This window comes from Brachybacterium paraconglomeratum (assembly GCF_039541415.1).
In the GTDB taxonomy this organism is placed as follows: domain Bacteria; phylum Actinomycetota; class Actinomycetes; order Actinomycetales; family Dermabacteraceae; genus Brachybacterium; species Brachybacterium paraconglomeratum_A.
Map to the genome: position 1 here is coordinate 363,726 of NZ_BAABGE010000004.1, position 26,625 is coordinate 390,350.

The 26,625-nt window shown below is 69.1% G+C and carries 21 protein-coding genes, 1 tRNA gene and 1 riboswitch; of the genes, 16 read left to right on the forward strand and 6 right to left on the reverse strand.

Translation table 11 applies throughout. The features are described from left to right. Positions 1 to 16: 16 nt before the first annotated feature. Positions 17 to 1,306 carry an isochorismate synthase gene (locus ABD893_RS06165; protein ID WP_345076920.1) on the reverse strand — a complete coding sequence of 430 codons (1,290 nt, stop codon included), beginning with the start codon at positions 1,304 to 1,306 and terminating at the stop codon, positions 17 to 19. Positions 1,307 to 1,480: 174 nt separating this feature from the next. Between ABD893_RS06165 and ABD893_RS06170 the strand changes: the two genes are divergently transcribed. Further along, positions 1,481 to 3,076 carry a cell division protein PerM gene (locus tag ABD893_RS06170; protein ID WP_345076923.1) on the forward strand — a complete coding sequence of 532 codons (1,596 nt, stop codon included), beginning with the start codon at positions 1,481 to 1,483 and terminating at the stop codon, positions 3,074 to 3,076. Here the strand turns inward: ABD893_RS06170 and ABD893_RS06175 are convergent. Continuing rightward, positions 3,054 to 3,470: a hypothetical protein gene (locus ABD893_RS06175; protein ID WP_345076926.1), complete on the reverse strand. Its 417-nt coding sequence runs from the start codon at positions 3,468 to 3,470 to the stop codon at positions 3,054 to 3,056. The genes ABD893_RS06170 and ABD893_RS06175 overlap by 23 nt on opposite strands. A 97-nt stretch (positions 3,471 to 3,567) precedes the next feature. Here ABD893_RS06175 and purN point away from each other — a divergent pair, with 97 nt between their 5' ends. From purN to ppk2, 3 genes are all read left to right on the forward strand, one after another. Continuing rightward, the gene (purN, locus tag ABD893_RS06180; RefSeq protein WP_345076928.1) at positions 3,568 to 4,140 is read left to right on the forward strand and encodes a phosphoribosylglycinamide formyltransferase; all 573 of its coding nucleotides are present in this window, start codon (positions 3,568 to 3,570) and stop codon (positions 4,138 to 4,140) included. Positions 4,141 to 4,169: 29 nt separating this feature from the next. Further along, positions 4,170 to 4,247, forward strand: a riboswitch (ZMP/ZTP riboswitch). Positions 4,248 to 4,275: 28 nt separating this feature from the next. Beyond that, positions 4,276 to 5,964 (forward strand): bifunctional phosphoribosylaminoimidazolecarboxamide formyltransferase/IMP cyclohydrolase, encoded by a 1,689-nt coding sequence (gene purH, locus ABD893_RS06185; protein ID WP_345076931.1) that lies wholly within the window; start codon positions 4,276 to 4,278, stop codon positions 5,962 to 5,964. 102 nt (positions 5,965 to 6,066) lie between these two features. Continuing rightward, on the forward strand, positions 6,067 to 6,972 hold the full coding sequence (ppk2, locus tag ABD893_RS06190; RefSeq protein ID WP_345076934.1) for a polyphosphate kinase 2: 906 nt from the start codon (positions 6,067 to 6,069) through the stop codon (positions 6,970 to 6,972). 170 nt (positions 6,973 to 7,142) lie between these two features. Here ppk2 and ABD893_RS06195 read toward each other — a convergent pair whose 3' ends face one another. After that, on the reverse strand, positions 7,143 to 8,657 hold the full coding sequence (locus tag ABD893_RS06195) for an aspartate ammonia-lyase (RefSeq protein WP_345076937.1): 1,515 nt from the start codon (positions 8,655 to 8,657) through the stop codon (positions 7,143 to 7,145). Positions 8,658 to 8,769: 112 nt separating this feature from the next. Between ABD893_RS06195 and ABD893_RS06200 the strand changes: the two genes are divergently transcribed. The 4 genes from ABD893_RS06200 (at position 8,770) to galK (ending at position 13,174) form a co-directional block, all read left to right on the forward strand. Continuing rightward, positions 8,770 to 9,060, forward strand: a complete 291-nt coding sequence (locus tag ABD893_RS06200; RefSeq protein WP_345076940.1) for a DUF3017 domain-containing protein — start codon at positions 8,770 to 8,772, stop codon at positions 9,058 to 9,060. Positions 9,061 to 9,224: 164 nt separating this feature from the next. After that, a complete protein-coding gene (locus ABD893_RS06205) occupies positions 9,225 to 10,721 on the forward strand; it encodes a threonine/serine exporter family protein (protein WP_345076942.1) in 1,497 nt (498 codons plus the stop codon). Then, entirely contained in the window at positions 10,718 to 11,803 is a 1,086-nt protein-coding gene (locus ABD893_RS06210; protein ID WP_345076945.1) for a lactonase family protein, read from the forward strand. Before ABD893_RS06205 ends, ABD893_RS06210 begins: the two co-directional genes overlap by 4 nt. 120 nt (positions 11,804 to 11,923) lie before the next feature. Further along, positions 11,924 to 13,174: a galactokinase gene (gene galK / locus ABD893_RS06215; RefSeq protein WP_345076948.1), complete on the forward strand. Its 1,251-nt coding sequence runs from the start codon at positions 11,924 to 11,926 to the stop codon at positions 13,172 to 13,174. A 224-nt stretch (positions 13,175 to 13,398) separates the two neighbouring features. On the opposite strand, the gene ABD893_RS06220 is transcribed toward galK, so the two are convergent. The 3 genes from ABD893_RS06220 to ABD893_RS06230 are packed head-to-tail and all read right to left on the reverse strand — an operon-like array spanning position 13,399 to position 16,190. Then, positions 13,399 to 13,875 (reverse strand): hypothetical protein, encoded by a 477-nt coding sequence (locus tag ABD893_RS06220; protein ID WP_345076951.1) that lies wholly within the window; start codon positions 13,873 to 13,875, stop codon positions 13,399 to 13,401. Between the two features lie 9 nt (positions 13,876 to 13,884). Continuing rightward, positions 13,885 to 14,949 (reverse strand): adenosine deaminase, encoded by a 1,065-nt coding sequence (locus tag ABD893_RS06225; protein ID WP_345076954.1) that lies wholly within the window; start codon positions 14,947 to 14,949, stop codon positions 13,885 to 13,887. Next, entirely contained in the window at positions 14,946 to 16,190 is a 1,245-nt protein-coding gene (locus tag ABD893_RS06230) for a pyridoxal phosphate-dependent aminotransferase (protein ID WP_345076957.1), read from the reverse strand. Before ABD893_RS06230 ends, ABD893_RS06225 begins: the two co-directional genes overlap by 4 nt. Before the next feature lie 285 nt (positions 16,191 to 16,475). On the opposite strand from ABD893_RS06230, the gene ABD893_RS06235 reads away from it, so the two are divergent. The 8 genes from ABD893_RS06235 (at position 16,476) to ABD893_RS06270 (ending at position 26,543) form a co-directional block, all read left to right on the forward strand. Beyond that, positions 16,476 to 16,548 (forward strand) — tRNA-Trp (locus tag ABD893_RS06235). Between the two features lie 63 nt (positions 16,549 to 16,611). Further along, entirely contained in the window at positions 16,612 to 16,878 is a 267-nt protein-coding gene (secE, locus tag ABD893_RS06240) for a preprotein translocase subunit SecE (protein ID WP_345076960.1), read from the forward strand. Positions 16,879 to 16,954: 76 nt separating this feature from the next. Further along, complete coding sequence (gene nusG / locus ABD893_RS06245) at positions 16,955 to 17,866, forward strand: transcription termination/antitermination protein NusG (protein WP_345076963.1); 912 nt, start codon at positions 16,955 to 16,957, stop codon at positions 17,864 to 17,866. Positions 17,867 to 18,053: 187 nt separating this feature from the next. After that, complete coding sequence (gene rplK, locus ABD893_RS06250; protein ID WP_345076966.1) at positions 18,054 to 18,485, forward strand: 50S ribosomal protein L11; 432 nt, start codon at positions 18,054 to 18,056, stop codon at positions 18,483 to 18,485. Positions 18,486 to 18,490: 5 nt separating this feature from the next. Continuing rightward, positions 18,491 to 19,210, forward strand: a complete 720-nt coding sequence (gene rplA / locus ABD893_RS06255) for a 50S ribosomal protein L1 (protein WP_345076969.1) — start codon at positions 18,491 to 18,493, stop codon at positions 19,208 to 19,210. A 563-nt stretch (positions 19,211 to 19,773) separates the two neighbouring features. Further along, entirely contained in the window at positions 19,774 to 20,289 is a 516-nt protein-coding gene (rplJ, locus tag ABD893_RS06260) for a 50S ribosomal protein L10 (protein WP_345076972.1), read from the forward strand. Between the two features lie 144 nt (positions 20,290 to 20,433). Continuing rightward, positions 20,434 to 20,820: a 50S ribosomal protein L7/L12 gene (gene rplL / locus ABD893_RS06265; RefSeq protein ID WP_345076975.1), complete on the forward strand. Its 387-nt coding sequence runs from the start codon at positions 20,434 to 20,436 to the stop codon at positions 20,818 to 20,820. Positions 20,821 to 21,143: 323 nt separating this feature from the next. Then, a complete protein-coding gene (locus ABD893_RS06270) occupies positions 21,144 to 26,543 on the forward strand; it encodes a S8 family serine peptidase (protein ID WP_345076978.1) in 5,400 nt (1,799 codons plus the stop codon). Positions 26,544 to 26,625 lie beyond the last annotated feature (82 nt).

Consider the following 26,625-nt stretch of genomic DNA (forward strand, 5'->3'; position numbering starts at 1 on the left):
TCGGGGTTCCCGAGGCTCAGGCGGGGGACTCCCCGCGCAGGGCGCGCAGCATCGGCCGGCACTTCGCGAGCGCCTCGGCATGCTCGGAGACGGGATCCGAGGCGGCGACCAGGCCTCCACCGGCCTGCAGCACGACCGTGTGGTCATCGACCAGGTGCGCCATCCGCAAGGCGATCGCCCACTGCCCGTCGCCGTGGGCATCCATCCAGCCCACCGGGGAGGCGTAGCCGCCGCGGTCCTGGGGCTCCAGCCGCGCGATGATCGCGTCGGCGTCCTCTCGCGGCGTGCCGGACACCGCCGCCGAGGGGTGCAACCTCGAGGCCACATCGAGGCTCGTCGTGCCATCGCGCAGCCGTGCCGAGACGTCCGAGGCGAGGTGCTCCAGGCCGGGCAGGCGCAGCACGAAGGGCTCGGGGGAGACCTCCAGCTCGTCCGCCAGGCCGGCCAGCCGGTCCACCACGGACTCGACGGCGAAGGCGTGCTCGGCGAGCTCCTTGGCATCGGCGCGGAAGGCGCGGCGGTCCACCTCGTCGAGCTCGCCGTCGTCGGCCACCGGGCGGGAACCGGCCAGCACCCGTGAGAAGACGCGACCCTCCTCGGTCTGGGCGAGCATCTCAGGGCTCGCGCCCACCACGTCTTCGAGGTGATACACCCAGGTGCTCGGATATGCGCGGGCCAGCCGGGTGAGCATCACCGCAGGCTCGAGGGGGGCCGGGCTGCGCACGGTGGTCCGCTCGGAGAGCACCACCTTCGCGGCCCGGCCGGCACGGATCTCGAGCACCGCCTCCTGCACCAGCGCCTGGTACTCATCCGGGGTGTGGTCCGCCTCCAGCTCGAGCTGGTCGGTCCCCGTCGAGGGCACCGGGGGAGAGGGGAAGAGGTCACGCCAGGAGGTGGGCAGCACCGGCTCCTCCTCGACGCCGACGACGGTGAGGAAGGCCTCGCCGTCATGCACGCCGAGCAGAGCGCGCGGCACCATCAGCGTCGAAGGGCGCTCCGAGGTGTCGGCGTAGGAGAAGCTGCCCAGCGCGATCAGCCCGCTGGTGCGCACCCGCACCTCGTCATCGATCCGGGCATGGTCGGCCACGTCACGGAAGGCGGCGCTGGCGGCGGCGAAGCGGTGGGGGCCGGTGGTCTGCACGGACCAGGCTGTGCCCAGGGCCACCATCCCCTGACCATGGCGGATCCAGGCACCGCTGACCGCGGCCGGGACGTGCTCGAGCAGGTCGACCGGATCCTCGATCCGCTGAGTGCGCACGAACAGGATCGCCGCGGGGGCGTCGGGGTCAGGGAGCGGGGCAGACATCCCCGCCATTATGCGACATCCAGGCCGCCGTGGACCGTGACCCGCGTCCCGTGGCCAGATGCGCGGAGCCGCTGCCGTGAGGTGCGACCATGGACCGGCAACCCGCCCCAGGGACATACGGCGCCGCCACCGGCGCCGCGTCCCCGTCCCCGTACTTCCCGAAGGAGCGAGCGCGTGAGCAGCACGGCCGACAGCATCGCGACACCCCTGGTCCGCGGTGTCCTCGGAGCGCTCACCTCGCTCGGCATCGCGATCGCCGTCGTGGTGGTGCCGGCCCTCGCCGCACAGGTCGCCGGGACCGCGTCGACCGCGACGGCGCTCGACGCGATCATCATCTCCCTGAACCTGCTGATCCTCGGGCACGGCGGCGGCATCATGCTGAGCACCGGGGCGATCGATGGTGCTGTGACCCTCACCCCCTTCGGCCTGCTGATGCTGCTCATGATGCTCTCCGCCGTCGCCATGCGACGGGTGGGTCGGGCACTGCGTCCGGTCCGGGACGACGGCGTGCTCCGCGTCGGTGCGCTGCGCGACGTCGGCTCCGCGCTGGGCATGTACACGCTGGTGTATGCGATCGGGCTGGCGGTGCTGGGAAGCATCGGTCGGAGCGCGGATTCTTCACCCATGGTCACCTCCGCGCTGGTCTCCGGAGCGATGGTCGCAGTGACCGGCGGTCTGGCCGGGCTGCTGTGGTCCCTGCGTCGGGAGGCGACGGAGACGGTCCCCGGGGTGCGGGTCCTGGGCCTGCTGCCCGCGCCCTACGGTGACATCGCCCGTTCTGCGCTGGTCGCGGTCATCGGCCTGCTGGGGGTCGGCATGGCGGCCGTGGTGGTGATGCTCCTGCTCTCTGTGCCGGAGCAGTCCGCACTGTTCGATGCGCTCGTGCCCGGTCCCATCGGTGGGCTCGTGCTCGCCCTGGTCCAGCTCGCCCTGCTGCCGCTGCTCGCGGTGTGGGCGCTGACGGTGATGCTCGGAGGAACCGTGGGCATCGGGACGTCCACCGGGATCTCCCTGACCGGTGCGGAGACCGGAGTGCTGCCCGCGCTGCCCCTGCTGGGCGCCCTGCCCGGTCCCGGCTCATTCCCCGCCTGGGCGTGGGCGCTGATGATCCTCCCGGCGATCCCGGTGGCGCTCGGGGCGGTGCGCCTGGTGCGGGATGTTGTCGACCTTCCACAACGGGAACGGATCACCGCCTGGGTGGCCTATCCGGTGGTGGTGATCGTCTCCGTGCTGCTGGTGGCTGGGCTGTCCACGGGCGGCATCGGCGATGGGCGCCTGGTGCACCTCGGCCCGCAGATGAGCACTCTCGCGCTGCCCGCGATCGGGATCGTGGTGGTCACCACGGCCCTGGTGATCGGGGTGCTCGCGACCCCGCTGATCCCCTGGACCCGGAAGGCATACCGGTCCATGAGGGAACGGATCGAAGCGGCGGAGCGCACCGAGCGCGGAGGAGACGCTGAGCCGGGAGCAGATGGTGAGCCGGGAGCGGACGCTGCGCCTGGGGCGGACGTCGAGCGCGGACCGGATGCCTCGGTCGTTGCGGGCTCCGCGGCCAGCGCAGCCTCAGCGGCCACCGACACTGATGCTGGCGATATCGACGCTGACGGCGCGGATGCTGATGACTCCGAGGCGGAAGGCGGCACCGATGCTGACGCGCCCGAGGCGGGAGACGACAGCGCGCTGGAGCCCGATGCCTGGACGCTCGATGCCGAGGAACCTGCAGGCTCCGCAGAGCCCGGCTCGTGGATCAGCCGCCGAACAGACCACTGATCCACTCGGCCATCGAGCCCTGCATGGCGTCACTGCATTGGACGCGAGCCTGCTCGGTGATCGCTGTGGACTGGCACTCCTGAAACTCCGCCATCGGCCCGTAGAAGAGCGCACCGATCGTCGCGCTGGCGATGATCATCAGCGTCGCCGGCACGCCCAGCAGGGCACCGATCACCGCGAGCGGATAGCGCCGCTCCTTCACGGCCTGCACGATCAGCAGGATCAGCAGCACCAGGGCCACCAGGCTGGTGATCCCGGACAGCAGCCGCAGCGGCAACGGGGAGAGCGTCAGCAGGAACGACGCGAGCATCACCAGCGTCAGCACACCCACCAGACGGGGGCGGCGCCGTGAGGCCTGGTCCTGCGTCGGGTCGGGGGAAGAGTCGCTGTTCATCGAGTCCATTGTGCCCGTTCGCCCGGGCAGCGCGGAGCAGGCCCTGCTCGACGTGGCGTGAGCGCGGCGGGAGGCCGACGGTGACTACTCTGGAGCGGTGAACCGTCTCCCTGTCGTCGTCCTCATCTCCGGTACCGGCTCCAACCTCGCCGCCCTGCTTGCCTCTGCGCGCGGTGAGGACTGCCCCTATGACGTGGTGGCCGTGATCGCTGATCGCGACGCCGCAGGCCTCGAGCACGCCCGGGCCGCGGCCATCCCCACCCAGATCGTCTCCCTCTCCGCGCATCCGGACCGCGCCGCCTGGGATCAGGCACTCACCGCTGCAGTGGCCGCGTACAACCCCCACCTGGTGGTGCTGGCCGGGTTCATGAAGCTCGTGGGGCCGCCGCTGCTGGATGCCTTCGGTGGGCGGATCATCAACACTCACCCTGCGCTGCTGCCCTCCTTCCCCGGAGCCCACGGGGTGCGAGATGCGCTCGCGCACGGGGTCAAGGTCACCGGCTGCAGCGTGATCGAGGTCGACGCCGGCGTGGACACCGGGAAGATCCTCGCCCAGACCGCCGTGGAGATCCTCGACGAGGACACCGAGGAGACGCTCCACGAACGGATCAAGGCCGTCGAACAGCCGTTGCTGGTCGAGGTCGTGCGGCGTCTCACCGCGGCCCGCTGAGCCGGAGCCGGGGCCGGGCCCCGGCTAGAATGGCGCCACACGACTGGCGAAGGTGGGCGACCACCGGGGAGTGACCACCGTGGACATCGACCGCCTGGGTGTCCGCCGCAGCAGATCCGAACAGGAGCACACCCCGTGAGCACCGCAGAACGCCGCCCCCTCCGCCGAGCCCTCATCTCCGTCTTCGACAAGACCGGCATCGTCGACCTCGCCCGCGCCCTCGCCGAGAACGGTGTCGAGATCGTCTCCACCGGCTCCACCGGCAGCACCATCCGTGATGCCGGGATCGCCGTGACCGAGGTCGAGAGCGTGACCGGCTTCCCCGAGATGCTCGACGGCAGGGTCAAGACCCTCCACCCGCGCATCCACGGCGGGATCCTCGCCGATCAGCGCCTCGAGAGCCATCGCACCCAGCTGGCCGACCACGACATCGCCCCCTTCGACCTGGTCGTGGTGAACCTGTACCCGTTCAGCGAGACGGTCGCCGCCGGCGGCAGCTTCGCGGAGATCATCGAGAAGATCGACGTGGGCGGCCCCACCATGGTGCGCGCGGCGGCGAAGAACTTCGCCTCCCTCGCCGTGGTCGTCGACCCGGAGGTCTACCCGATCGCGGCCGAGGCCGCCACGGCCGGCGGGTTCACCCTCGCCGAGCGCCAGGAGCTCGCGACCATCGCCTTCACCCGCACCGCCGAGTACGACGACGCGATCAGCGACTGGATGCTCGAACAGCTCGACGGACCCGCCGACGATGACACCACCGACGATGCCGCCGTCGAGGCTGAGCAGGGAGAGGACGACTCCTTCGAGGAGGATGAGGACATCTCCATCCTCGACCTCTCCGACGCGGACGCCGCCGAGCTCGGCATCACCGCGACCCTCCGCTATGGCGAGAACCCGCACCAGCGGGCCCGCCTGGCCGTCACGGACGAGACCGCACCGGGCCTGGCCGGCGCCGAGCAGCTCGGCGGCAAGGAGATGAGCTACAACAACTACGTCGACGCCGACGCCGCAGTGCGTGCCGCCTACGACCACGACCGCCCGAGCGTCGCCGTGGTCAAGCACAACAACCCCTGCGGGATCGCCGTGGCCGACGAGTCCGAGGACATCGCGCTCGCTCATGCCCGCGCCCACGGCACCGACCCGGTCTCCGCCTATGGCGGTGTCATCGCCACCAACCGCACGGTCACCCTCGCGATGGCGCAGCAGGTCAAGCCGGTCTTCACCGAGGTCATCCTCGCCCCCGGCTATGAGGACGCCGCGCTCGAGCTGCTGCGCACCAAGAAGAACCTGCGGATCCTGCGCCTGGTGGGGGAGTACTCCCGCAGCGTCGAGATGCGGGAGATCTGGGGCGGGATGCTGATCCAGGACGCCGACACCATCGCCGCCGAGGGCGATGACCCCTCGCAGTGGACCCTCGCCGCCGGCGACGCGGCGGATGCCGCCACCCTCGCCGACCTCGCCTTCGCCTGGCGCTCCGTGCGAGCCGTGAAGTCCAACGCGATCCTGCTGGCGAAGGACTCCGCCGCCGTCGGCATAGGGATGGGTCAGGTCAACCGCCTGGACTCCTGCCGTCTCGCCGTGGCCCGGGCGAACAGCCTGGGGCAGCCGGTCGACGGAGACGCGGTGCCCGAGCGGGCCCGCGGGGCGGTCGCGGCTTCGGATGCGTTCTTCCCCTTCGCCGACGGCGCGCAGATTCTGCTCGACGCGGGGGTGCGGGCGATCGTCCAGCCGGGCGGATCGATCCGCGATGAGGAGGTCATCGAGGCCTGCCGCGCCGCCGGCGTGACCATGTACCTCACCGGCACACGCCACTTCGCGCACTGACCGTGCCGCCCATCAGGGCATATCCAGGGGCCTTCCGTTCACCGAATGGACATCGGCGGCCTCTAGAGTGGAACCTATACACCAGCGTGCGAAGGAGCGACCGTGAAAATCCCTGACAACCAGAGCCTGCGCGAGTACATCGAGCATCTGCGCGAAGAGGGGTATTCGGTCGTGGACGGGCACACCCCGGATCCAGACCTCATCGATCCGCAGGGCAACCCGGTCTACACATGGCAGGAGGGGTACCCGTACGAGACCCGCATGGACCGGGACGAGTACGAGCGCGAGAAGTACAAGCTGCAGGTCGAGCTGCTGAAGTACCAGTACTGGCTCGAGGACAACGATCAGAAGTCGATCATCATCTTCGAGGGGCGAGATGCTGCCGGCAAGGGCGGCACCATCAAGCGCTTCACCGAGCATCTGAACCCGCGCACCGCCCGGGTGGTGGCGCTGAACAAGCCCAGCGACCGCGAGCGCGGCCAGTGGTACTTCCAGCGCTACGTCCAGCACCTGCCCACCGATGGCGAGATGGTGCTCTTCGACCGTTCCTGGTACAACCGGGCCGGAGTCGAGCGGGTGATGGGTTTCGCGAAGCCCGAGCAGTACGAGACGTTCATGAACCAGGTGCCCTATTTCGAGCGGATGCTGGTCGACTCCGGCATCTTCGTCACGAAGTTCTGGTTCTCCGTCTCGCAGAAGGAGCAGCGCACCCGCTTCGCGATCCGCCAGCTGGATCCGGTGCGGCGCTGGAAGCTGTCCCCGATGGACCTCGAGTCCCTGGACCGCTGGGAGGCGTACACCGAGGCGAAGGAGGAGATGTTCCGCCGCACGGACAAGAAGTACGCGCCGTGGACGATCATCCGCTCCAACGACAAGAAGCGGGCGCGGCTCAACGCGATGCGCTACTTCCTCTCCCAGTTCGAATACGACGGCAAGGACCACGAGGTCGTCGGAGTCCCCGATCCCAAGCTCGTCATGCGCGGCAAGATGGAAGAGGCCGACGAGTGAGCTGAGGCTCCCTCGGGACGGTCCCGCCCGCCGTCCCGCGCGGGACGACTCGACCGATCGTCCGTCCCACGTCCGACAGCACTGACACGCCGGCCCTGAACACCGAGAGCTTCCGCTGGGGGAAGGCACCGGGGTTCGGGGCCGGCGTGTCGCGTTCTCAGGGGTGGGGGTCAGCCCTCCGAGAACGGCTCCTCCGGCAGGCGGGCGATCTCCCCGGAGTCCAGCCACTCGTCCGCGACTGCGGGCATGGTGCCGGTGGGGGTGGAGCGGTGCGGGCGGGTCATCGAGGCCGGGGACAGCAGCGCCTTCAGCCGGGTCTCGTCCAGCAGACCTCGCTCGAGCACCAGCTCGGCGACCGGACGACCGGTGTCCAGAGCGGTGGCCGCCACATCGGTCGCGGCGGCGTAGCCGATCACCGGCACCAGTGCGGTGACCACGCCGATCGAGCGGCGCAGGTGATCCTCGAGGACATCCTCGTTCAGGGTGATCCCTGCGATGCACCGATCGGCGAGGGTGTTCATCGCCCGGGTCATGATGCGCGTGGACTCGAGGATGTTGAATGCGATCACCGGCTCGAAGGCGTTCAGCTGCAGCTGCCCGCCCTCGGCGGCGAAGGCCACCGTGAGGTCGTTGCCGATCACCTCGAAGGCGACCTGGTTGACGACCTCCGGGATCACGGGATTGACCTTGCCCGGCATGATCGAACTGCCCGGCTGGACCGCCGGCAGGTTGATCTCATGGAAACCGGCCCGCGGGCCCGAGGAGAGCAGACGCAGGTCGTTGCAGATCTTCGAGATCTTCACCGCGATGCGGCGCAGGATCCCGGAGAAGGTCACGAACGCACCGGTGTCGCTGGTGGCCTCGACGAGGTCGATCGAAACGGTGAAGTCGATGCCGGTCAGGGACGAGAGCTCCTCGGTGGCGCGCTGGGCGTAGCGCGGGTCCGTGGTGATGCCGGTCCCGATCGCGGTGGCGCCGAGGTTGATCTCCTGGAACGCCGAGGCGGTGCGGGTGAGGCGCTCGACGTCCTCCTCGATCGTGGTGGCCCAGGCGTTGAACTCCTGGCCCACCGTCATGGGGACCGCATCCTGCATCTGGGTGCGGCCCATCTTCAGGACCTCGGAGTACTCGGCGCCCTTGGCGCGCAAGGTGGAGATCAGATGCTCCATCGATTCCACCAGGGCGGGGAAGGTCAGCAGGATCCCCAGTCGCAATGACGTGGGGTACACGTCGTTCGTGGACTGCGAGAGGTTGACGTGGTTGTTCGGGTGGAGGTGCTCGTATTCACCCTTGGCGTGGCCGAGGATCTCCAGCGCGCGGTTCGCGATCACCTCGTTCGCGTTCATGTTCGTGCTGGTGCCGGCACCGCCCTGGATCATGTCCACCACGAAATGCTCGAGGAGCGCGCCGCCGGCGATCTCGGTGCAGGCCTGCTCGATCGCGGCTGCTCGCTCGTCGTCGAGCGCTCCGAGGCCGTGGTTCGCGCGGGCAGTGGCCCTTTTGACCTGGGCGAGCGCCTCGATCAGCCGGGGGAAATGGCTCAGCGGCACATCGGTGATGTGGAAATTCTCCTGCGCACGCAGGGTCTGGACACCGTAGTAGGCGTCGGCAGGGACTTCGCGATCGCCGAGCAGATCATGCTCCGTGCGGGTCGCAGTACCGGTCATCGCACCGGGGATTGTCATGTGAAGGAGTCCTCCAGGTCGCTCTGTGGTCGACGGCGCTGCCGACCACAGCCAGGGTAGCGGGGTGAGGGCTGGTGCGAGGACCGTACGGTGAGGACCGTACGATGGGTTCGTGTCCGAACGCCGTGCCCCCACCAGCCTTGCCGCCGCCTTCCAGCGGCAGGCGGTGCTGACCGTCGCCCTGTGCGTGCTGGGGGTGATCGTGGCGATCGCCGTGCTCGCCTCCGTCCCGCTGGCCGGGCTGCTGCTGGCCATATTGCTGGGGGTGCTGGCCGTGCTGCGAGCGGTGCTGCCCGTGCGCGCGGTCGGTGCGCTCGCGGTCCGTTCCCGTGGACTCGATGTGCTGGTGATGCTGATGCTCGCCGTGGCCCTCGCCGTGCTGTCCGCCTCGCCCAACCTCTGAGCCCGCGCGCGACCACGCGGTGACTGAGCCCGCGCGCGACCGCGCGGTGACCATGCGGTGGAAGTACCGGGTGGCGGATGCCCCGAGCTGCTCGTTCCGCGTTGTGATGCGCCCCGCGGCCCGCATGGTGTCCGACGCCCCGACGCATATGGCACGATCGGTGCGTGCCCACCGACTCCACCCGGCTCCACGCCGTGTTCGACCTCGCCATGAGGATCGGCGAAGGTCTGCTCACCAACGGCGCCGCGGCCTCTGAGGTCACGGCGACGGTGCTGCGGGTGACCAGCTCCTCCGGTCTGCGAAACGTCTCCGTGCAGGTGACGTTCAACGAGGTCACGATCTCCTACCTGGCGGACGAATCCGCCACCCCTTTCACCAGGGTGAGATCCGCGAGCGAGAGGGTGCAGGACTTCGCCCGCCTGGCAGCCTTCGAGGACATCTCCCACGGCTACCTCTCCGGTGAGCTGCCGCTGGATGAGGCGCGCCGCCAGGCCTCTGCCATCCCGCAGCGCCAGGCCCTGTATCGCATCCCTCTGGTGGTCTCCGGGTTCGCCGTCATGGGCGGGGCGGCTGCGCTCTTCTTCGGGGCGGGCAGCCTCGTCGTGCTCGCCGCGACCCTCTCCGCCGGGCTGCTGATCGCGATCGGCGAGCTGCTCGCGCGCTGGAACATCCCGCCCTTCTACAGCCAGGTGCTGGGCGGCTTCGTCGCAGTGGGGGGCGCGGTCCTCGTCGGCCTCATCGACCCGGTCGTGAACTCCTCGATCGTGGTGGTCTCCTGCATCATCGTGCAGCTGGCAGGACTCTCCTCGATCAGCGCCGTGCAGGACGCGGTCACCGGCTGGTATGTCACTGCGGCCGGGCGCATGCTCGAGGCCCTGATGCTCACCGTGGGACTCGTCGCCGGAGTCCGCGGAGGCATGTTGCTGGCAGACGTGATCGGTGCGGACATCTCCGTCAGCGCAGCCGTGCCGCTGAACCTCACCACGGTCGTGGTGGTGATCATCTCCGGGCTCGGCATGGGGCTCGGCTACGGGGTCGGCACGCAGGTGCCCGCCCGGCTGCTGCTGTTCGCGGCGCTGGTCGCCGCCGGCTCCGGAATCCTCGCGCATGTGCTCTCCAGCCTGCTGCTGGACCGCAGCTTCGCCGTCGCCGTGGCGGCCTTCGGCACCGGCATGATCTCCACCGCGCTCGCGGACCGGCTGCGCGCCCCATCCCTCGCCTTCGTGATGGCGGGAGTGATCCCATTGGTCCCTGGCAGCCTCATCTATCGCGGCCTGCTGGGACTCGGCGATGATCTCAGCGCAGGCGTCGCGGAGCTGCTGGGTGCCGCCGAGATCGCGATCTCGATCGCGGCCGGCGTGGTGCTCGGGCAGCTGCTCTCCTCGCGCCTGATGCCGTACTTCCGGCGCAGCGGGATCGCCTACACCCCGGCGATCTCCTCACCATTCACCACGCTGCGCCGCCGCCGGCTCTCGCTCGGCTCGCGCCGACAGCGGCGCCGCCACGGCGCACCGGTGATCGAGCCGTCTACGATGACGGGCGAGATGACAGCGCTGTCCTCCTCGATGTTCGAGGATCCCTCCTTCCTCGCGGACCTCGACCCGCCCCCGGATCTCGAGGACGGCTCCGGGCGGCGCACCGACCCTGAGGAGTCCCCATGAGCAGCACCGCAGTGATCGCCGTCGGCGGCTACTCACGCAGCGGCACCGGCCGCGGCCCCGGCGTGTCCCTGCTGAAGCTCACTCTGGAGGACACCCGGACCGTTCCGATCGCGGAGCAGCTGGCGGTGGTGGATCTCGCCGACCCCTCGTTCGTGCTCTGGCACCCGGACGGCTCGCTGCTGTATGCGCTGCTCGAAGGCGACCCCACCCGGGTGGTCGCGGTACGGGTGAGCGCCGACGGGCGCACGGCGGAGGTGATCGGCGAGCTCGGCGTGGACGGCTCGGGAGGCTGCCATCTGAGCTTCGGCACGGACCGGTCCACGCTGGTCATCGCGCAGTACGGGGCCGGCAGCGTGGTCACCGTGCGACTGGACGCGGACGGCATACCTCGCGAGCAGATCGTTCTTGATGACCATCGTGACCATAGCGACGGCGAGGATCCGCACCCGCACCAGGTGGTCCTGCTGCCGGGTACCGAGGTGCTCGCGGTGCCGGATCTCGGCCTGGACCGGGTCCTGCTCTATCGCCAGGACGCCACGGGGATGATCGACCTCAGCGGGGAGATCCCGCTGCAGCGCGGCAACGGGCCTCGGCACCTCGCCGCAGACCATGAATCAGAGCACCTCTACATCACCTGCGAGCGCTCCGGGATGGTCGCCACCGCATCCCGCGACGTGCTCGCGCCGCAGCTCACCCGCAGTGCTGCCGGTCACAGACCGGATCCGGGAGCGCGGGCTGTGCACCGTTGGAGCGTGCGCTCGATGACCCCGGCCAGCACCGGCGAAGGCGCGAACGCGCTGTCCCACATCGAGCTCGCTGAGGAGGAGTCTCTGCTGGTGGTGGCCAACCGCGGCCCGGACACCCTCTCCCTGCTCTCACTGGCCATGATGCGCCCGCAGCTGGTGGCCGAGATCGAGGTCGGTGCGCATCCGCGGCACTTTACCCAGTGGGGCGATCTGATCCTGGTCGCTGCGCAGGACGGGGACCGGATCGATGTGCTCCGGCGCACGGGGGAGCGGCTCGAGGTGGCGGGGGAGCCGATCCCTGCCCCGTCGGCGGCGTGCCTCGCGGTGAGACCCTGACCGACCCCCCTCCGCTTTTGTCGAGATGACGGTTAGACTCTCGGACGCCGACGGCCGCCGAGCCGAATCTGGCGCGCTCGCGCTGCGTTGTCGCCTCTCCACCGTTTCGGAAGGAACCCCATGATCTCTGCCGCCTCTCCCGCCACCGCGCGCCCAGGAGCAGATCCGGTTGCGGTCGAGCTGTCCGCAGCACCGGACCGTTCAGCGGCCGCGGATCGCGCCGCGCAGCTGTTCGTCGACGCTTTCGGCTACCAGCCCGATGGCGTGTGGTCCGCGCCCGGCCGGGTCAACATCATCGGTGAGCACGTGGATTACCAGGACGGGCTGTGCCTGCCGATGGCGATCTCGCACCGCTGCTTCGCGGCGGCGGCGCGCACGCCCACCGATCGGTTGCGCGTGCGCTCCGCGCAGGACGAGACGATCCTGGACATCGATGCCCGTGCGCTCACGCCCGAGGCCGTCACCGGTTGGCCGGCCTATGTGGCGGGCGTGCTGTGGGCGCTGCGCTCCCGCATCTCGGGGGCATCGACCAGGGGCATGGACATCATGATCGATGGGCAGGTCCCGTTGGGCGCTGGGCTCTCCAGCTCCGCGGCGCTGGAGTGCGCCGCCGCCGAGGCGATCGAGGCGCTGCTGACCCTCGGCACCTCGCCGCTGGACCGGGTGCGTGCTGCGATCACCGCGGAGACCGACTTCGCCGGGGCCTCCACGGGCGGACTGGACCAGTCCGCCTCGGTGCTCTCGCGCGAGGGGCACGCCCTGTTCCTGGACTGCCGTGACTTCTCCACCCGTCCGGTGCCGTGGGATCTCGCCTCGCAGGGACTGGCGCTGTTGATCACCGACACCCGTGCCGAGCACTCCCATGTCGATGGCGAGTACACGGCACGCCGCGCAGACAGCGAACGCGCCGCGCAGGCACTGGGGGTGCCGACGCTGCGGGACGCCGATCCCCTCCAGCTGGACACGCTGCTCGCGCGGATCGACGACGAGGTGGTGCGCCGCCGCGCGCATCATGTGATCACCGAGATCCAGCGGGTCAAGGACTTCGACGCGCTGCTGGCCGCGGGCACCGTGCGTGAGCAGATCGCAGAGCTCGGCGCCCTGCTGAACGCCTCCCACGACTCCCTCCGCGAGGACTACGAGGTCACTGTGCCGCAGCTCGATGCAGCAGTGGACGCGGCCCGTGAGGCCGGAGCCTATGGCGCGCGGATGACCGGCGGCGGCTTCGGCGGCTCGACTATCGCCCTGGTCGAGGCGGAGCAGGCCCAGCAGGTCGCCGAGGCGATCGCTGCTGCCTTCTCCGAGCAGGGCTTCGATGCCCCGGAGTTCTTCCTGGCCCTGCCCTCGGAAGGCGCCGGACAGGACCGCTGAGCTGGCCAGGACCGCTGAGCCGGTCAGGACCGCTGAGCCGGTCAGGAGAGCAACGAGAGCCCTGGCGACCAGAGCATCCGGCGTGTTCGGTGGCCATGCGGCGGAGGTGCTCAGCGCTGACCATCAGGTGGTGGGCCTCGGCCAGGTGCTCACGGCGCGCGCCGTGGCTCTGTGGCGGCGGGTGCAGCGGCCGTCCCCGGCTCATGGGGTGTGAGCAGGCAGGATCACCGCGGCCGGGCGGGGCGCTTCGCGAGCGCCAGCACCGCCTCGAGGATCCCGAGCACCCCCGACGCCGTCAGGGAGAGGGAGCCCACTGCCCAGAGGGCGGTGCCGAGCGTTGGCTGGGCCTCGACCATTCCACCGACAGCCCGGTCGTTCGCCTCGTCCCAGCCGTCCCACAGCAGATAGGGAGGATCCAGGACGAGGATCGCGGGCAGCACGAACAGCATCAGTGCGCCGAGGAAGGCGAAGACCGTCCAGAGGGCGGGCCAGCGCGGGATCCACACCGTCGCCGCGGCGATCAGCACGATCGCCCAGACCGGAAGCAGCAAGGGCAGGAGCTCGGGGTTCCCCGGCTGGCCAGCGCTGGTCATGAAGAACTCGTCGAAATCGGGATCGCTCGAGACGCTGACCGGCACCACCAGGGTGATCACCAGGGCGATGACCGCCACCAGCGGAAGCATCCTGCGCACGATTCTCATGGGCAGACCCTAGAGGGTCGCCGGGGCGGAGGCGAGCCAGTCGTGGACGCCACCGAGCAGATGCCGCTTCACCGCCTCCGGGGCGGAGGAGATTCTGATCGAGGAGGCGGCGAGCTCCGCGAGCTCGGCGTCCTCGAAGCCGATCTTTCGCGCGGTCTCGTACTGGTCCAGCAGGCGCGAGCCGAACAGCAGCGGATCATCGGCACCCAGGGCGATCTGGGCCCCGGCGTCCACCAGGCGCCGCAGCGGCACGTGGGCCGCCTGCTCCACCACCCCGAGCGAGGCATTGGAGGCGGGGCATACCTCGAGTCCGATCCCGGCATCGACGATCCGGGAGAGCAGCTCGGGGTCCTCCGCGGCGCGCACCCCGTGGCCCAGCCGGTGCGGGTGCAGATGCTGCACCACGTCCTCCAGGTGGTCTGGCCCCAGCAGCTCCCCGCCGTGCGGCACCGACAGCAGCCCGGCCTCGCGGGCGATCCGGAAGGCGGGTCCGAACTCGGCGGTGCTTCCCCGCCGTTCGTCATTGGAGAGGCCGAAGCCGACCACGGGGCCGGCATAGCGAGCCGCGAGCCGTGCGAGCGTCCGCGCATCCAGGGGGTGGCGGGTACGGGAGGCCGCGATCACGATTCCGATGCTCACGCCCGTCTCGCGCTCCGACAGGGCGGCCTGGTCCAGCACGATCTCGATCGCCGGAGTCAGACCACCCACGAACGGTGCATAGCTGGTGGGGTCCACCTGCAGCTCGAGGCGGCCCGAACCTTCTGCGGCGTCATCCAGCGCCGCTTCGTGCAGTATCCGGCGCATGGCCGTCTCGGAGTCGACCACTGCCCGCGCCGCGTCGTACTGGCGCTGGAAGCGGAACCAGCCACGGCGCGTCGGCTCGACCTGCAGCGCGACGTCGTCGGTGAGCGAGCGGGGCAATCGGATGCCCCGCTCGTCCGCCAGCTCCACGAGCGTCTGCTGGCGCATCGACCCTGTGAAATGGAGGTGCAGGTGGGCCTTGGGCAGCGCCGCGAGATCGCGCCCTTCCCCAGCTTCTGGAGTCACGCGGCCCGCGCCGCCGTCCGAGCTCATCCGGCCAGGAGCGCTGCCACCCGGTCGATGCCCTCGGCGATGTCCTCATCGGCCAGGGCGTAGGAGAAGCGCAGATGCCCGGGGGCGCCGAAGGCCTCGCCGGGCACTGCGGCGACCTCCGCCTCCTCGAGGATCACGGTGGCCAGCTCGGCCGAGGTGGTGACCTTCCGCCCCCGGATCTCACGGCCGAGCACCCCGGAGACATCCGGGAACACATAGAACGCGCCGGTGGGGGTGGGGACCGTGAACCCGGGCACGGCGGAGAGCCTCTCCACGATCAGGCGACGTCGCCGATCGAACGCCTCGCGCATCTGCTCGACGGGCTCGGTGGGTCCCGTGAGCGCTGCCAGGGCCGCCCGCTGGGCGATGTTGTTGACATGCGATGTGAGGTGCGACTGGAGGTTGGTCGCCGCCTTGATGATGTCGGTGGGACCGACCATCCAGCCCACGCGCCAGCCGGTCATCGCGAAGGACTTCGCCACCCCGCCCAGCAGCACCGTGGTCTCGGCGAGCTCGGGCACCGCCTGCAGGACCGAGGTGAACGGCATCCCGTCGTAGGTGAGGGACTGGTAGATCTCGTCGGTGACCACCCAGATCCCGTGCTCGAGCGCCCAGCGCCCGATCTCGGTGACCTGCTCGGGGCTCAGGACCACGCCGGTGGGGTTCGAGGGGGAGCAGAGCACCAGCGCGCGGGTGCGCTCGGTGCGGGCGGCCTCGAGCTGGTCGACGGTGGGAACGTAGTTCTGGTCCACCCCGGCCAGCACCGGCACCTCGACAGCTCCGGTCTGCCGGATCGCCTCGGGGTAGGTGGTCCAGTAGGGGGCCGGCAGCAGCACCTCGTCGCCCGGGTCCAGCAGGGTCGCGAAGGTCTGGAACACGGCCTGCTTGCCACCGTTGGTGACGAGCACCTGGGACGGCTCGATCGCCAGGCCGGTGGAGCCCGAGAAGGACTCGGCCAGCGCCTCGCGCAGCTCGGGGAGACCGCCCGTGGCGGAGTAGCGGTGGTTGCGGGGATCCTGCGCAGCCTCGACCGCGGCGTCGACGATGTGCTGCGGGGTGGGGAAGTCCGGTTCGCCGGCACCGAAGCCGATCACCGGACGACCGGCGGCTTTGAGCGCCTTCGCAGTCGCGTCGACGGCGAGGGTCGCCGACGGCTGGATCGCTCCGACTCGCTGCGAGACGCGGGCGTGCGCGGAGGTGTGTGGGCTGGTCGCGGTGATGCTGGCATCGTCGTTGGTCACCCACCTATCGTGGCAGAGCACGCGTCGAGTCGCCAGGTTCGTTCTCATTCGGACACCGGGGGAGCGGAGTCGGGAGCGCACCGTGAAGCGGCTGCGGGGAGCTTGCAGGCATTCCCGACCGTGGTGCGAGTACGCCGCTGAGCTCGCCCCCGGGGCGGCTGTGATGTGATCTGATTCCCGCCGATTCGCATGAGGTCCCTGAGACTTGTATGCTGGTCGCTGGTCAGAATCACGATGCTCTTCCGAGCGTTCGTGCGACGACCTCACGAGGCCTGGTCCTCGTGAAGGGCAGTGGCGCAATTGGTAGCGCAGCGGTCTCCAAAACCGCAGGTTGCAGGTTCGAGCCCTGTCTGCCCTGCCGGTCCGGTCGGGGTCACCCGGCCGGATGCGGATGACCTCGACGAGATCGGACAGCCCAGACGTGAACTCCAGCCAGAACGCCCCGTCGACGCCCACCGGTGCCGGCGCCCAGGGCTCCGGGTCGAAGAACCCGTTCCTGGCCATCGGTCTGTTCATCCGCCAGATCATCGCGGAGCTCCGGAAGGTGGTCGTCCCGACCCGTCGGGAGCTGGTCCTGTACTCCATCACGGTGCTGCTGTTCGTCGTCTTCATGATCCTTCTGATCTTCGGCCTCGACTCCGTGTTCAGCTGGCTCTCCAGGATCGCATTCACGGTTCCCGACGTGTGAGCCGCGGGCCGTCCCGCACCACGCAACGCACCGTGACCGATCAGTTCCACGCCGCCAGGAAGGCAGGTTCCCGCCGATGAGCGATCAGACCTCTACCCCCGAAGAGTCTTCAACCCCCGACGAGTCCTACCAGGGCGTCGACGACTCCCTCTCCTTCTCCGCCTCCGCGCAGCCGCAGGCCGCAGCGCCCCAGGAGGAAGCCGACGAGCAGACCGTCGAGGAGCAGCCCGCCGACGAGACCGTCGATGAGGCGCAGGCGGCTGACGACTCCACCGAGCAGGACGAGTCGACCGAGCAGGACGCGTCGACCGAGGGTGGCGAGGAGTCCGCTGAAGAGTCGGCAGAGTCCGAGGGCGAGCAGGCTGAGCCCGAGGAGGAGGACCCGCTGGTGCAGCTCAAGATGCACCTGCGCTCCTCGTTCGGCGAGTGGTATGTCGTCCACTCCTACTCCGGTCACGAGAACCGTGTGAAGACCCAGCTGGCCACGCGCACCGAGACTCAGGACATGGAAGACCACATCTTCGAGGTCCAGGTCCCGATGGAGGACGCGACCGAGGTCAAGAACGGCCAGAAGAAGATCGTCCGCCGTGTGCGCGTGCCCGGCTACGTGCTGGTGCGCATGGATCTGACCACCGAGTCCTGGCGCGTCGTGCGCGACACCCCCGGCGTGACCGGGTTCGTGGGCAACGCGACCGATCCTACCCCGCTGAGCTTCGACGAGATCTACTCGCTGCTGGCACCCTCTGTGGGGCTGCCGGAGAAGAAGCGCTCCTCGGGTGGCACTCCGGCCAAGGCCTCTGCCGCGCAGAAGCTGCCCGACTTCCACGTCGGCGAGTCCGTCACGGTCATGGATGGTCCCTTCGAGACCATGCCGGCCACGATCTCGGAGATCCACACCGAGTCCCAGAAGCTTCAGGTCCTGGTGACCATCTTCGGTCGCGAGACCCCGGTCGAGCTCGGCTTCGACCAGGTCACCAAGATGATCTGATCTGAGCGGCGCGCGGCAGCTGTCGCGTCAGTACGACCAGGATCACCTTCGATACCGGTCGACGCCGCCGCGACGTGCAGGTAACGTCGCACCCCGGACCCCTCACCGTGTCATGCGGGAATGGGTCCAGCCGTGGGAGGAACGCATGATGAGCTCCGCCCGAACCACACCAAAGTTAGGAAGAGCAATGGCTCCCAAGAAGAAGATCGCGAGCGTCATCAAGCTCCAGATCCAGGCCGGCGCGGCCACCCCTGCGCCGCCCGTGGGTCCCGCGCTCGGCGCTGCCGGCGTGAACATGATGGAGTTCGTGAAGGCCTACAACGATCGCACCGCAGACATGCGTGGCAACATCGTCCCGGTCGAGATCACGGTCTACGAAGACCGCTCGTTCACCTTCATCACGAAGACGCCGCCGGCCGCTGAGCTCATCAAGAAGGCCGCTGGCCTTTCCAAGGGCTCCGCCACGCCGCACACCGACAAGGTCGGCAAGGTCACCCAGGCACAGGTCCGCGAGATCGCGGAGACCAAGATGCCTGATCTGAACGCGAACGATATCGATGCCGCTGCGAAGATCGTCGCCGGCACCGCTCGTTCCATGGGCATCACGGTGGAGGGCTGACGACAATGAGTTTCCGTAGCAAGGCTTACAAGAACGGTGCGGCGCTGATCGAAGAGGGTCGCGCCTACTCCCCGCTGGACGCACTGCGTCTGGCTCAGAAGTCCTCCCCGGCCAAGTTCGATGCCTCCGTCGAGGTCTCGATGCGACTGGGTGTCGACCCCCGCAAGGCAGACCAGATGGTGCGCGGCACCGTCAACCTGCCCAACGGCACCGGCAAGACCGCCCGCGTCATCGTCTTCGCGACCGGTGCGCAGGCCGACGCCGCCCGCGAGGCCGGCGCTGACGAGGTCGGTGACGACGAGCTGATCGAGAAGGTCGCTGGCGGCTGGACCGATTTCGACGCGGCCGTGGCCACGCCGAACCTGATGGGCAAGGTCGGCAAGCTGGGCCGCGTGCTCGGCCCGCGCGGGCTCATGCCGAACCCCAAGACCGGCACCGTCACCATGGACGTGACCAAGGCCGTGTCTGACATCAAGGGCGGCAAGATCGAGTTCCGCACCGACCGTGCAGCGAACCTGCACTACCTGGTCGGCAAGGTGTCCTTCTCCGACCAGCAGCTGGTCGAGAACTACGTCTCTGCACTCGATGAGATCCTGCGTCTGAAGCCGTCCTCCTCCAAGGGCCGCTACATCACCAAGATCACCGTGTCCACCACCATGGGCCCGGGCATCCCGGTCGACGTGAACCGCACGCGCAACCTCCTCGAGGACACCGACGAGGCCTGAGTCTGAGCCTCCCGGTCGCCTCTGAAGGTGCACCACGGCGCCCCGTCCACCCTTGCGGTGGGCGAGGCGCCGTCGTCGTGATCGGGCGCAGCGCATCTCCGGGCTGCAGGGAGTCCATCGACGGTTTCTTCCACTTTCTGGAAGATTTCGTCGATCAGCTCCTCCTGACGTGCCGGCTGACGTGCTGGTTGGCGTGCGTGCGCGGCAGGGGTGCCCACCCCAGAGTTGCGGCCCACCGCCCGACGACCTCGCGGCCCACCGCCGATGTGACGCAGAACGCCGCTCTCGACGTGGCGTGGGCGGGGGTTCCTGGTCTAGTCTGGGTCTACCGAAGACCGCCGGTTGTCGTGCTCGACCCCGAGAACGACCGAAGAGATCCCGACAGGGATGGCCTGCGCAGGTGAAGAAGCGACTTTCGCGAAGTTGCGCCCGTCCAGCTCAGGCTGGAGCCATTTTTGGCCAGGGTGCCCACAGCGTTCGAGGCCTCGACACTTGCGTGTCGAGGCCTTTTCTGTTGCTCAGACTTCTTCACCCGGTGGCGAGAGACCTCTGGAAGGAGGGCCATGGCTAACCCCGAAAAGGTGGATGCCGTCTCGGAGATCACGGAGCTTTTCCGCGAGTCCGATGCCGCTGTCATCACCGAGTATCGCGGGCTCAGCGTGGGTGACCTCAAGGAGCTTCGTCGCTCCCTGGGTTCCGAGACGACCTACGCCGTGGTGAAGAACACGCTCACGGAGATCGCCGCCCGCGAGGCCGGCATCACCGCTCTCGATGGCACGCTCAGCGGTCCTACCGCTATCGCCTTCATCAAGGGTGAGCCGGTGGGGCCTGCGAAGGCCCTGCGTGACTTCGCCAAGACCCACGACCAGCTCGTGATCAAGTCCGGCTTCTTCGAGGGCAATGTGCTTTCGAAGGAAGACGTCCAGAAGCTTGCGGACCTCGAGTCCCGCGAGGTCCTGCTGGCCAAGGCCGCTGGCGCCATGAAGGCGTCGATGTCCAAGGCCGCCGCCACGTTTGCGGCGCCGCTGTCGAAGGCAGCACGCACCGTGGACGCGCTGCGGGCCAAGCAAGAAGCCTGAGGATCCGGGGCTTCGGCCTCGTCCCTCACAGCCTCAGCGCTGTCCCCCGGACACCCTCATGGGTGACTGGACTGCAAGACCAGGCGCGTGTGCGCCACCGATACCGCAGGGACTCAGGTCCCGCCCATAGGAAGGAATGCCACCATGGCAAAGCTCAGCAACGACGAGCTCATCGAAGCTTTCAAGGAAATGTCCCTCATCGAGCTCTCTGAGTTCGTGAAGACTTTCGAGGACGTCTTCGACGTCACCGCTGCTGCCCCCGTGGCCGTCGCCGCCGCTGGTGGCGCCGCCGGTGGCGAGGCTGCTGAAGAGGCCGAGCAGACCGAGTTCGACCTCATCCTCGAGTCGGCCGGTTCCGCGAAGATCGCCGTCATCAAGGAGGTGCGCGCCCTCACCTCCCTCGGTCTGAAGGAGGCCAAGGCGCTCGTCGACGAGGCTCCCAAGGCTGTCCTCGAGGGTGTCAAGAAGGAAGACGCCGAGGCTGCCAAGGCCAAGCTCGAAGAGGCCGGCGCGTCCGCTTCCGTCAAGTGATCTGTGGCGTGCGCTCCGGCGCGCGCCTGATCTGACGGCAGTCGTACTGCTTCTGGAGGGCCGTCCCGCTATGCGGGGCGGCCCTCCTGCATGCCCCCAGGCGCTCCCGGGACCCCATCGCGTGCCTGCTCGAGGAGCCGCTATCCCTCCGTCACCGTTTCGTGACCTTCGGAAGAGAGCGACCAGCTGAATGTTCGCTGGATGCTCCATAGGCTGACGTTGCCTATGTCGTGAATCACCCGGGGGTTCCTGTGCCGTTACGGCCGCTTCGTCGTCTTGCCGCGCTGTCCGGCGCACTGCTGATCGGGACCCTCGGTCTCGGTATGAACGCCGCGGTCGCGGCTCCGGTGGCGCCGCCGCCACCGGCCGCACCGAGCCCCGTGGACGGGATCCCGAGCCTCCCGGACGATGTCACCTCCGCTCCGGTGGACGTCGTCGTGCTGCTCAAGGGCGAGGACTCAGTTCTCTCGACGTCCCAGGAGAGCTCCCGGCTGGAGGCTCAGCAGTCCTTGATCGACACCTGGTCCGAGCGGCACGGACTCGTGGCCGACCGCCAGTTCGGCTATCTGGTCAACGGGTTCTCCGCCACCGTGCCCGGGGACAGGCTCGCGGCACTCTCGCTCGAGCCCGAGGTGCTCTCGGTCCGTCGGGAGCGGGTCTACGAGCGCACCGAGCACACCGCCCGCGACCTGCAGGGCGTACCAGCGGCCTTCGACAGCCACGGCGTGGACGGCACGGGCATGGTCATCTCGATCATCGACTCGGGCTTGGATCCGAGCCACCCCGCACTCCGGCTCGACGACTGCGGTGCCGCCGCGATCTCAGAGATCAACCCGGCCGCCGAGGCCGGATTCACCTGCAAGATCCCCGACGGCTACAACTACGCCGACGAGAACTTCGTGATCAAGGACAGCGTGGTCGACGCGCACGGCCAGCACGTCGGCGGCATCGCCGCGGCCAACGGCTCACCGGGAGATCACCCCGGAGACTTCCTGCAGACCGGTGAGCTCGACGGCGCTGCGCCCAATGCGCAGCTGCTCGCGATGAAGGTCTTCTCGAACGCCGGAGGCGGCGCCACCGACTCGGACATCGTCGCCGCGATCGAGGATTCGGTGAAGCAGGGCGCCGACGTGATCAACATGTCGCTCGGCTCCTCCAACGGGCAGAAGAACGCCTCCGATGCCAGCTCCTTCGCGATCGAGTCTGCCCGTGACGCGGGAGTCGTCACCGTGATCGCCGCCGGCAATGACGGCCAGAACTTCTCGCCGGGCGGGGTCGCCGATGACCTCTACGGGCTCCACGACGACGGCACCGTCGGCTCGCCGGGCACTCTGGGGTCCGCGCTGACCGTCGCCTCGATCGACAACTCCGTCCTCACCCAGCTGATGGCCTACGTGAACGACGAGTCCGATGGCGTGCCCTACTCGCCCGCCACGGGGACCCTCGACGATCTGCCGCACCGTCTGGTAGATCTTGGCCACGCCACCGCTGCGGACATCGACGGCATGGACCTCGACGGCGCCTACGCACTGATCTCCCGCGGCGAGATCTCCTTCACCGAGAAGTACGAGAACGCCATCATGGCCAACGCCGGCGGCGTGGTCATCTCCAACACGGAGGACGCAGCCTTCGGCATGGCCGGGGTCGAGAGCTTCACCCTGCCCGGCATCACCGTGAGCCAGCCCGTCGGCACCGCGCTGAAAGACGCCATCGAGGCGGGGGAGACCACACTGCGGATCACCGAAGAGGTCGATGTGCGCCCCAGCGCGAGCGCGCTGACCCCGTCGAGTTTCACCTCGTGGGGCTCGACCCCGACGCTCGACTTCGAACCCGAGATCGCCGGCATCGGCGGCAACGTGTACTCCACCTTCAACGACGGCACCTACGGCATGAACTCCGGGACCTCGATGGCGTCCCCGAACGTCGCCGGGATGACCGCGCTGGTGCTCCAGCACCTCCAGCAGACCCGCCCCGACGTCACCGGCGCCGAGCGGGTGGACCTCGCAAAGGTCATGCTGATGAACACGGCGATGATCCCTGTCGGAAGTGGTTCCGCTGTCCCATCGGCCTCACCGCGCCAGGTCGGTGCGGGCCTCGCCCAGGTGGACAAGGCGCTGGACTCCCACGTCATCGCGACCGTCGACGGTGAGGGCGCGGCCGCGCTGCACGAGGTCACGGGACCAGTCACCTTCACCGTGACGCTCACCAGCAGCGGGGACACCGACGCGGAGTTCACCCTCCCCAGCACCACGCTGCTGTCCGAGACCAATGACGCCGGCAGCAGCACCACGGTGCGTCCCTCCAGCGGATCCGTGGCGACGCCGAGCACGGTGACCGTGCCGGCCGGAGGCGCAGCGACCGTCGATGTCACCGTCACCCCCGAGTCCGGGGAGGATCACTTCACCGGCGGGTGGGTCCGGTTCACCTCGGCCGACGGCGCCCAGCCGAACCTCTCCGTGCCCTTCCTCGGCTTCTCCGGCGAGTGGAACGCGGAGCCGATCGTGCTCCCCGCGGGGGAGCAGCTCGAGGGCGTCGGCGTGCAGAGCGAGCTGATCACGTCCTGGGGCGGGTCCACCCTGCCGCTCACCAGCGACATAGGAGAGTTCTGGCTCTCGCCCAATGGCGATGGCGATATGGACACGATCGCCCCGAACCTGGTCACTATGCGGAACGCCTCGGACATCCGCTACACCGTGCTGGACGCCTCAGGCGCAGAGGTGAAGGTCCTGGGACAGGAGCAGGGCGTCTACCGCAACCTGCTCGGAGACTGGGGGCTGGTCGCAGATCCCCGTGAGCTCCAATGGACCGGTCCCGCCTTCGACGGCACGCTCTATGATCCCCAGGCAGTGGGCTACGCCGCGCTGCCCGACGGGCAGTACACCTACCGCGTCGATGCCCGGCTCGGCGAGGAGCAGGGCTGGCAGAGCACCGACTTCTCCTTCGGGATCGATGCCACCGCGCCCGCGATCGAATTCGGAGCCTATGAGGCCGGACTGCTCTCCTTCTCGGTCCTCGAGGACGGCTCCGGCATTCTCGCCCCGCCCACCACGACCGGTGCCGCAGGCGAAGACATCCCGGTGACCGAAGCCCCGGACGGCACCTACACGATCGAGGTCGACCCGGAGGCGGTCCCCTTCCTCACCGTCTCCGTGCTCGACGCAGGCTTCAACCTGGGCGTCGGAACGAAAGTGTTCGAGCCCTCGACCATGCTGATCGCGAACGCCTCGCAGCTCGAGCAGGACGTCCTCGGCCCCCAGTCGCTGCTGGTGCAGGACGGGTCGCTGCTGCTGAGCGGTTACGTCTCCTCCGACATCACCGCCGTGCGCGTCGGTGACCAGACGGTGGAGACCCCCGAGGGGCGCTTCCGCCATGTCCTCCCGCTGGCCGAGGGTGCGCAGGAGTTCCTCGTCGAAGGCCTCTCCGCCGACGGCGCCGTAGTGCAGGAGCAACGGGTCCCGGTCACCTTCGACTCGACCGCTCCCGAGCTCTCCATCACTGCGATGGAGACCGACGCACAGGGCCACGCCCTGATCGGTGCGGACGGCACCCTCACCGTCTCCGGCACGGTCATCGATGAGCGCGAAGACGCCCAGCTCAGCGTCGCCTCAGGCGAGGTGACCGCCGCGGTCGAGGAGGATGGCAGCTTCGAGCTGACGGTGACTCCGGGCGAGACCGCGGCAGCATTCACCCTGACCGCCTCGGACGGCGTGAACACCCGCTCGCAGTCCTTCGCCCTCTCCGGGCGGGCTCCCACAGCGACCTGGGCCATGCCCACGATCACCAACGCCGACTGCGTGCTCGAACAGGCGGCCTGCTTCGTCCCCGCAGATACTGCGGACGCGAGCGCCGACGGCGGCGTCTTCACCCTCCGCGGCGAGTACCCCGCCGGGGGCACGATCACCCTGACCCCGGGCAGCCGGGCGGGCGAGGACGGGAAGCACACCGATCCGGCGCCGCTCACCGCCCAGGTCCAGGAGGACGGCAGCTTCACCATCGACCTCCCCGTCACCACCGGGGAGAACCACTTCCGCATGGTGGTCCAGGATGCAGACGGCGCCCTCCGCTACGACCGCGGGGTCCGCCTCTACTTCGACGTCACAGCGCCGACCCTGCAGATCGACGAGCCCACCTTGGTGGGCGGCACCCTCTACACGAACACCGAGCAGGTGACCGTTGCCGGCAGCGCCTCTGATGACGGCTGGGGCTACGGGCTGCGGCTCAACGACTCGACCATCATCGAGCGTTTCGACATCGCCAGCCCGGGGGAGCAGTCCAATCTCCGCGACTTCTCGACCGAGGTCTCCGTGGCCGACGGCGACACGCTGCTGGTCGAGTTCATGGACTCCAACGGCAATGTGCTGCTGGGCCTGATCCCTGTCGTCCTGGATCAGGAAGTCCCGCGGATCGACGTCGCACACCTGACAGACGGCGAGGTCGTGGACGATGCCCGCGAGATCGAGGTCTCCGCTGCGGACGAAAATCTGGCCGGGATGCAGGTGCTGCTGGACGGCGAGGTGGTCCAGGACGCGTCCACCGGCCTGGCTGCTGAGGAGCACGCACTCGAGGACGCGCTGATCGATCTGCGCGAGCTGCAGGGCGCTGATCTCGAGGGCCCGGAGGTCGACGATGCTGATGCCGATGGCGAAGATACTGAGGGAGCTGATACCGAGGGCGCGGAACCCGAGGGCGCGGATCCCGAGAGCTCGGACGTCGAGGGCGAGGTCACGACCTTCGGCGCCAGGACCCGTGCGGCGCAGGCTGAGCTGAGCACCCAGGTTCCCACGGCCGAGCTCGAGGAGGGAACTCACACCCTCACGGTGCTCGCCACCGACCTCGCCGGCAACACGACCACCGAGGAACGGGTCTTCGAGGTCGCCGCCGCCGAGGCAGAGTGGGGAATCAGCGGCCCAGCGTCGGTCGAGCTGAGCATTCATCGCGAGCAGCTGGGCGATCAGGCCCGGCTGTCCCAGGACGTGCTGGCGAGCTACCAGGTGACGCTCGATGGCGATGCCGAAGCCGCTGCATCAGCGGGATACGGCCTTCGCCTTGCGCCGGGAACGGTGCTGATCGAGGGTGAACAGTCGGTCCTGGCCCTCGTGGTCGACGCCGCAGGGGACCCGCTCATCAGCAGCGACGGCCAGGCGGTGGAGCTCGGATTCACCGTGACGGTGGCGCTGCAGCCGGTCACCCTCACCGCGGGTGAGGTGAGCGCGACGGCGACATTCCGCAGTGATGACTCGCTCACCGCCACCAGCGGTGATGCCGACGGGGGCGAAGGCCGCGTGCTGACGCTCGCCAATGCCTACGGATCTCTGGAATCGGTCATCACCGTGCCTGGTGCGGAGGGTGAGCGTGTCCTCCAGCTGCTGAAGGACGGAACCCGGCTGCCGGTGCACTCCACCTGGGCGGCGGGGGTGCTGACCTTCTCCGGTCCCTCCCAGGCCTCCTATCTGATCCTGCCGGCGGAGTCGCCCAGCGGCAGCGACGATGACGGCAAGGGCGATGGTGGGGACAGCGCCGGACATGGGAACGGCAAGGGCAACGACGCGGGCGGCGGATCTGACAGCAGCGGGGGACCGGGCGCCAGCACGGACGGCGGCTCCAGCAAGGGCCCGGGCGCTCCGCTCGCCCGCACCGGCACGGATGCCCTCGCCCCGCTCGGCGCTGCGGCGGCGCTGCTGCTGGCCGGCGGTGCGCTGATCGCTCTGAGGCGTCGAGGCTGAGCTCCTCGGGCTGAGAGGTCCGCACCAGCGCTGCGGCTCCGAGCCGCGACGGTGAGGTAGATCATGCGGGGCCGCATCTGCT